This window comes from Vibrio sp. 1727 (assembly GCF_033344415.1).
GTDB lineage: Bacteria > Pseudomonadota > Gammaproteobacteria > Enterobacterales > Vibrionaceae > Vibrio > Vibrio alginolyticus.
Map to the genome: position 1 here is coordinate 1 of NZ_JAWPOT010000455.1, position 593 is coordinate 593.

Below are 593 nucleotides of genomic sequence, written 5' to 3' on the forward strand. Positions count from 1 at the left end.
CTGTGGCTAACTATCTCAGCTTTTCTAAAGCCGCCGATGACCTGTGCGTAACACAAGGAGCGGTCAGTAAACAGATGGCATCTTTAGAGCAACTCGTTGGGCTTCCTCTCATTCATCGAGGGTTAAACGGCGTGGAGCTAACAGAGGAAGGAAAGCGCTATTTGCCCCAAATAACAGAAGCTCTGGAGCTCATTCAGCACGCAACCGCCAGCCTAATTCAGACCAATACTGATCAAGAGCTGTTGGTTGTCGATGTCACACCCTCATTTGCCAGTCTTTGGTTGGTGCCAAATATCGATGATTTCCACCAGCGCCATCCAAATATTCGCGTGAAAATTCTTACCGGAGATGGCGCAGTTAAAAACATTCATGGCGAAAGTGATCTGCATGTGCGGTGTTTGCCTCTTTCTACTCATTATGAATATAGCCAACTCTTATGTGAGGAAACCTTGTTGCTGATTGGCAACACCAACCTACCAGAGCTGTCAGACAACCAAGCCATCAGCCATTACCCATTTATTCCGCAAACGACTCGCCCGCAGCTGTGGGAGCAGTTCAAACAGGAGAACGATTTAGAGTGCCCAATCACCTAT

General features: G+C 47.7%; 1 protein-coding gene. It reads left to right on the forward strand.

The annotated features are described in order from the left end of the window. Positions 1–2: 2 nt before the first annotated feature. The coding region (locus tag R8O10_RS26315; protein ID WP_318192111.1) for a LysR family transcriptional regulator at positions 3–593 on the forward strand (591 nt) is incomplete at its 3' end.